A 5251-nucleotide genomic window follows, 5' to 3' on the forward strand; every position below is an offset into this window, starting at 1 on the left:
ACAACGAGTGGCACGCGGCGCTGCGGGTCGCCGCCCACAATGCAACCATCGCCGAGTTGATGGAACGCCTCGACGCCCAACTGGCGGTCTACGACGCGGATGAGTCGAAGGCACCGGCGAACCTCGACGCGATCGAAAAGGAGCACCGCAGCATTCTCGACGCAGTCCTTGCCGGGAACGGCGAGCAGGCACGGTTGCTGATGACCGCACACCAGGAACGCACCCGCGACATCCGGATCGCGGCGATGGCGTCGCGGTAGATCCTCGTCCCGACACCGTCTGCGGGTGCCGATCTGCTCCCAGACGATTCCACAGAGGCGGAGGCGAGAGCACGTGCGTCGAGGGAGAGGTCCTGTCCGTCGTGTGACGGCACCCTATATGGTGTAAATACCCAAATCAGCTTGGACGCCAAGTCGTTCCCAGAAGGCGGCTCTGTCGAAGCCGGAGCTGCGGGCGCGTTCGGCCATCACGCGGCCGGCAGCATCGTGTGCCGATCGATCCGTCCACTTCACGGCGGTGACGACGTTGAAGTTGCTCTCACCATCTGTCAGTTGCGCAACGTCATTGGTGAGGATCCCATCCAAGTGGTTCAGCACCTCATGGGTCTCCCGCACCTTCGTGAGGAACTCGTCCAGCGACGCTTCGGGTACGTGGAACTTGTCGATACGCAGAATTTCGGTCATGCGAAAACGTTAGAACCTCAACACCGGTTGAGGTCAAGGACGCATCGCCCAAATAATGAGCCGTGACGGCTCCGATGTGAAGCTTTGGCGTCCGGCGGCGGTTGCATTCACGCGGTACTACGTCCGTCCGTACCCGGGCGAGACCCCTACGTCGGAGCGCACTTTGACGCGTGGTCGAGCACTGGCGACCGGGCCGGTCTATACGCCGGATTCCGCATCGGAGGTCCTGCCGATGCGCGGTGGCAGGAGGCAGCGCGGGCGTACCGTCGATGTCATGACCGAGGACAACCAGGTTGCGCCATGGGATGACATCTACCGAGGCGATGCGGAGGTCTTTTCGGGTCCGGTGCCGTGGAACATCGGTGAGCCGCAGCCCGAGATCGCCGGGCTGATCGCGGAGGGCAAGTTCCGTAGCGAGGTGTTGGACGCGGGCTGCGGGCATGCCGAGACGTCCCTCCATCTGGCGGCGCAGGGGTACACGGTGGTCGGTCTGGATCTGTCGCCGACGGCCATCGCGGTGGCCCAGGCCGCCGCGGTCGATCGTGGACTGACGACGGCCACGTATCAGGTGGCGGACATCAGCTCGTTCACGGGTTTCGACGGCCGGTTCGCAACGATCGTCGACAGCACCCTGTTCCATTCCCTTCCCGTGGACCGGCGGCGCGACTATCTGCAGGCCGTCGCCCGGGCGGCCGCGCCCGGCGCGTCCTTCTACATCCTGGTGTTCGCGAAGGGTGCCTTCCCCGAGGGGGAAGGACCGAATCCGGTGACCGACGACGAGCTACGCGAGGCCGTCGCCGAGTACTGGATCATCGATGACATTCGCCCGGCCTTCATCCACGCGCTGCTCGGCCCGGAGGAGGCCGCGAACTGGCAGCGCGACGACAAAGGCAGGGCCATGCTGCCGGCGTGGCTACTGTCGGCTCACCGTGACTGAGCCGAGGAGCTGCTCGCGGCAAGACCGGCCCCGCGATCGTTTGCCGCAGGTCTGCGTCGAGACCTCGATACATTCGAGACCGTTCCCGAGCGATTGATTCCCGAGCGCCGCATCGGATCTCCTCGACGTCCGATATCGACTGCACGCCAATGCTCTTCGTTGGCCGTGGCCTCGGCTAGGAAACCGCATCCTCCAGAGAACGTTCCTTCGCGTCTTTCGCGTGGTCGACGAACGCAGTGAATGCGGGGATCTGCGCTGCCGGCACGGTGAACGGCAACACCTGAAACGGGATGCTGACACCCGTGGTCTTCAGTTTCACCTTCCAGTCGACGCCGGAGGGGACGATGTGCACCTCGAGGAGTTCGACATGCACGAAGAAGATGCCCGGCTCGTAGCGCGGGGTCGTGATGGTCACGATCTCGTCGTCGAGGGTCAGCAGTACGTCGCCGTCGATGCGCACACGGTAGCGGTTCGGGGTCATGGTGCCCATTGGAGCACGGCGACGAGGAAGTGGCTGGACTCCGACGTGCGTCAGACTTTCTTGACCACGCTCGACTTGAGCTGCATCGGACCGATGCCGTCGACCTTGCAGTCGATGTCGTGGTCGCCGACGCCGTTGACGAGGCGGATGTTGCGCACCTTGGTGCCCGCCTTGATGCCGGTGGGACTGCCCTTCACCTTGAGGCTCTTGATCACGGTGACCGTGTCACCGTCAGCGAGGACGTTGCCGACCGCGTCCTTGATGACCCCGAGTTCGCTGTCGTCCGTGGGGGTGGATGCGGGGACCCATTCGTGTGCACATTCCGGGCAGACCAGGAGTGAACCCATCTCGTAGGTGTACTCACAGGAGCACTCGGGGCACGGCGGCAGCGTCTCGTTCACGCCGTCAGGATACTCGCGGTGGTCGTGCGTTCACTCGCCCGTCCGGTACCGGCGCCAGCAGGCGCCCGGCGTCCTTGGGCTCGACCCCTCGGAAGTAAACGCTAAGTGGGCGCTAAGCCGGTGATGGTCTTCTCGACGGGTCCCGACCCCCTCGAGAAAGCAAACCCATGGTCCTCACTTCGCAGGAGTCTGCCGCCGGCGTCACGTCGGCGAGAGATACCCTCCGTTCCTTCATCGGCTCGGCAGTGCACTTTCCGGGCAGCGACACCTACAAGTCGGTAATCGCCGGTTTCGATACCGCCACCGTCCACCGCCCGGCCGCGGTCGTGGTGGCTACGACGGCTGCGGATGTTGCGGCAGCTGTTCGGCTGGCCGGCGCCGTCGGATTCTCGGTCTCGGTCACGTGCACCGGGCACGGTGACGAACCGGCGCCTTCGAACTCGATCCTGATCGATACCGCGGGCATGAACTCCGTCACGATCGATCACCGGAACAGCACGGCCACGGTCGGTGCCGGCGCACGGTGGCAGCAGGTGCTCGCCGCAGCCGCCCCCTACGGTTTGGCGGGGCCGGCGGGGTCCTACGGATTCGCCGCCGACCACGTCATGTCGATGGAGGTGGTCACTGCGGACGGTTACCTGCGTCGGGTGGACGCCGTCACCGAATCGGACCTGTTCTGGGCTCTGCTCGTCGGCGGTGGTGCTCTCGGCATCGTCACGCAGATGACGTTCGGACTCTTTCCGATCGAGGAAATCGACGGTGACGGTCGGTTCTTCGATCTCTCCGACTCGCCCGCGGTCCTGCACCCCTGGTGTGAATGGGCCCAGGAGGTGCCGGAGAAGTATCTGCGACTTCGGGCGATCCGAGAACGATACGACCCCGACAAAATATTCACACGTTCTGCGCGACAGGGGTCCACGACATGCTGAGCAGCCAGAATTCCCGTCGACGCGTCCTCGGCGCTCCCCTCGTGCTCACCGCTGCGGCACTGATGTTGTCGTCGTGCTCGTTCTCCTTCGCGATGGGCGATGCCCACAGCGAGTCGGAGGATTCCGTCGACTTCGAGAATCTGCAGTCGGCCACCCTCCAGATTGAGGCGCTGGGCACTTTCGTCTCGCCCACCGAGGGTGGATACGAAGCTGCCGGCCGTGGTTCCGGTTTCCTGATCAGTCCGGACGGTTATGCACTCACGAACAATCACGTCGTGACCGGCGCTGGAACCTTGAAGGTGTGGCGCGGCGGTGATCAGAGCAAGACGCTGAATGCGCGGATCGTCGGGTCATCCGAATGCCTCGACCTTGCGGTGGTGAAGCTCGACGGGACGGATCTTCCGTTCATCGCCAACCGTGAGGAGGACATCTCGACGGCTGATGAGGTGTATGCCGCCGGGTTCCCGCTCGGTGACCCCACCTTCACGATGACCAAAGGAATCGTGTCGAAGGCCGACACTGCGGCGGACACCCCGTGGGCGTCGCTCGACCATGTCATCGAACACGATGCGCGTATTCGTAGTGGCAATTCCGGTGGGCCTCTGGTCGACCCCGAGGGCCGACTGGTCGGAATCAACTATGCCGGTGACGAACAACATGACACCAACCTCGCCATTCACCGCGACGAGGTGCAGAAGATCGTGGGCGACTTGCAGTCCGGAAAGAACGTACTGAGCCTGGGAATCAACGGCGAGGCACTCGTGTCCGACGACGGTGAAGGGCTGGGCGTCTGGGTGAATTCGGTCGCGTCGGGATCACCCGCCGACAAGGCGGGCGTCGAGCCGGGAGATCTGCTGACCAGCATGGAAGGCGTGAGCCTGGGTACGGACGGCACACTGGCCGATTACTGCAGCGTCCTCGAAACACACGGGCAGGACAGTACGCTGTCGGTCGAGCTGTATCGGCCCGCGACCGACTCCTTTCTCCGTGGCCAGTTCAACGGCGACCCCGTGGTTTCCACCACCACGGTCAGTGCCGGCGTCATCACTCAGGCGAGCAGCGGTTCCGGTACCGAGTCGGTCGGTGGCGGAGGATTCAGCACGGTCACCGACAATTCGGGCGCAGTGAGCGTCGACGTGCCCGACGCCTGGTCGGAGGTCGACGGCTCCGAGTTCGTCGATGATCGTGGAAACCGGTACTACGGACTCGAGGCAAGCGCCGATCTCGAGACGTACAAAACCGGGTGGGGAGCCGTCGGTGCGTCGGTTTTGGCGTCCGAAGAAGCGGTGGGCAATTCGACGCCGGAGGACCTGTTGAACTGGGCTTCGATCGGTCTTCCCGAATCGGGATGCGTGTCGCGCGGCCGAATGGACTACGAGGACGCGCTCCACACAGGCAGATTCGAGGCGTGGGAGAACTGCGGACCGGATCGCGCGAAGTACATCGTCGTCGCGGCACAGGCAGACGACGGACGCTATCTTGCGCTGGTTGCCGTGCAGGCGAATACCGAGGCCGACGTGGCAGCCGCAGACAGAGTAGTCAACAGCTTCTCGGTAAGTCTGTGAGGTACTCGACCGGCGCGGCGGCCCGGTCAGCCGCCGATCGCGCCGAGGTTCGGCTCGACGATGTCGAGGGCCTCGGTCGGCACAGCCACCGCGTCGGTCGACCATTCCCAGATGGAGTGCCGCGATCGCCGCGCGGGCCTCGTCGACAGTATCGAGCCGCTCCGGGACGATGCCCGTCCTGAATCATTCTGGGGGAGAGGATCGTAGCTCCTGCTGAATGGTGAACGCTCGGCTCCCGTCAAGTTGGGCGCGGCC

General features: G+C 64.4%; 7 protein-coding genes and 1 pseudogene. 4 read left to right on the forward strand and 4 right to left on the reverse strand.

The window, feature by feature from the left end:
• Positions 1–260, forward strand: a 260-nt coding sequence (locus WAW17_RS23365; RefSeq protein ID WP_422335286.1) for an FCD domain-containing protein, incomplete at its 5' end; no start/stop codon positions are given.
• A 114-nt stretch (positions 261–374) separates the two neighbouring features.
• Here WAW17_RS23365 and WAW17_RS23370 read toward each other — a convergent pair.
• Positions 375–683 (reverse strand): antibiotic biosynthesis monooxygenase, encoded by a 309-nt coding sequence (locus tag WAW17_RS23370; protein WP_422335287.1) that lies wholly within the window; start codon positions 681–683, stop codon positions 375–377.
• Between the two features lie 274 nt (positions 684–957).
• On the opposite strand from WAW17_RS23370, the gene WAW17_RS23375 reads away from it, so the two are divergent.
• Entirely contained in the window at positions 958–1620 is a 663-nt protein-coding gene (locus WAW17_RS23375; RefSeq protein ID WP_422335288.1) for a class I SAM-dependent methyltransferase, read from the forward strand.
• Positions 1621–1795: 175 nt separating this feature from the next.
• On the opposite strand, the gene WAW17_RS23380 is transcribed toward WAW17_RS23375, so the two are convergent.
• Positions 1796–2101, reverse strand: coding sequence for a hypothetical protein (locus WAW17_RS23380; protein WP_422335289.1), 306 nt, complete (start codon positions 2099–2101; stop codon positions 1796–1798).
• A gap of 50 nt (positions 2102–2151) precedes the next feature.
• Entirely contained in the window at positions 2152–2502 is a 351-nt protein-coding gene (locus tag WAW17_RS23385; protein ID WP_422335290.1) for a zinc ribbon domain-containing protein YjdM, read from the reverse strand.
• 167 nt (positions 2503–2669) lie between these two features.
• Between WAW17_RS23385 and WAW17_RS23390 the strand changes: the two genes are divergently transcribed.
• Both WAW17_RS23390 and WAW17_RS23395 read left to right on the forward strand, forming a co-directional pair.
• Positions 2670–3431, forward strand: a complete 762-nt coding sequence (locus tag WAW17_RS23390) for an FAD-binding oxidoreductase (RefSeq protein WP_422335291.1) — start codon at positions 2670–2672, stop codon at positions 3429–3431.
• The gene (locus WAW17_RS23395) at positions 3425–4996 is read left to right on the forward strand and encodes a S1C family serine protease (RefSeq protein ID WP_422335292.1); all 1572 of its coding nucleotides are present in this window, start codon (positions 3425–3427) and stop codon (positions 4994–4996) included. Before WAW17_RS23390 ends, WAW17_RS23395 begins: the two co-directional genes overlap by 7 nt.
• A 26-nt stretch (positions 4997–5022) precedes the next feature.
• Here WAW17_RS23395 and WAW17_RS23400 read toward each other — a convergent pair.
• A pseudogene (locus WAW17_RS23400) lies at positions 5023–5251 on the reverse strand (hypothetical protein); the annotation flags it as partial.

Origin of the sequence: Rhodococcus sp. (in: high G+C Gram-positive bacteria), from assembly GCF_049286785.1 — a bacterium.
Lineage (GTDB): Bacteria > Actinomycetota > Actinomycetes > Mycobacteriales > Mycobacteriaceae > Rhodococcus_F.